This window comes from Actinotalea ferrariae CF5-4, assembly GCF_000603945.1.
Taxonomy (GTDB): Bacteria; Actinomycetota; Actinomycetes; order Actinomycetales; family Cellulomonadaceae; genus Actinotalea; species Actinotalea ferrariae.
The window spans coordinates 1-923 of the sequence record NZ_AXCW01000227.1; the positions used below are offsets into that span (position 1 = coordinate 1).

The following is a 923-nucleotide window of genomic DNA, read 5'->3' on the forward strand; positions in this document are numbered from 1 at the left end:
CGCCGCCGTGGTCGGCCGGACCGGGCAACGGTCGGGCCCCCGCCGGGTACGCCGCGGCCGCACCCGAGGTGGTCACCACGCCCGCAGCCGCGCCGGCCCAGCCCCGGACGATCGACCCGTTCCGCACGGACGGCACGAGCATCCTGCGGACCCCGGTGGCGCCCGGCGGCCAGTACCGCGCCGGCGCGCACCCCGGCGCCTGGGGGCCGCCACCGATGTGGGCACCGCCGCCCCGGACGGACCCGACGGCCATCATCGCCCTGGTCCTGGGGATCATCGGGCTGCTCGTCTTCCCCCTGGTGCTCTCGCAGGCGGCGCTCGTGCTGGGCATCGTCGGCGTCCGGCGCGTCCGCCGCACCGGGGACGAGGGCTTCGGCCTCGCCGTCGGCGGGATCGTGCTGGGGGCGCTGGGCACGCTGGGGGTCCTGGCCTTCGTCGCCTTCTTCGCCTCCGTCGCGTGGTGGAGCCTGTGACGGTCCCGCCGCCGGCACCCCGCGACGACGACGCCCCGTCGGAGAGCCTGTTCGCGCCACCCGGCCCGGCCGCACCATCCGCCCCGCCCGGCCCGGCCTGGTCCTCGGCACCGCAGCAGACCCAGCACCCTGAGCCCCCGCAGCATCCGCAGCACCCTGGGCAGCCCGACCACGGAACAGCGTCTGCCGGGTACCCGCCGGAGCCCTACTACGCGCCCGGCTGGTCCGCGCCGGTCGGGCCCCCACCCGCGCGCCGCCAGGGAGGTCGGCGGACCCTCCTGCGCGTGCTCGCGGCGACGGGGGCGGTGGCGCTCGTGACGGTGGTGGCGGTCGGCGCCCGCACGTGGGCCGACTCCCGCCCGCTGGGGGACCCGTCGGGAGCGGTGTCGGCGCACACCCGCCAGCTCGCGGTCGGGCACTGCGTCCTCGAGGTCCCCGGGGACGGAAGGC

General features: G+C 78.9%; 1 protein-coding gene. It reads left to right on the plus strand.

The features are described 5' to 3' along the window. Positions 1-473: DUF4190 domain-containing protein (locus N866_RS20035; RefSeq protein WP_052023111.1), on the plus strand; the 473-nt coding region annotated here is incomplete at its 5' end. Positions 474-923: the final 450 nt, after the last annotated feature.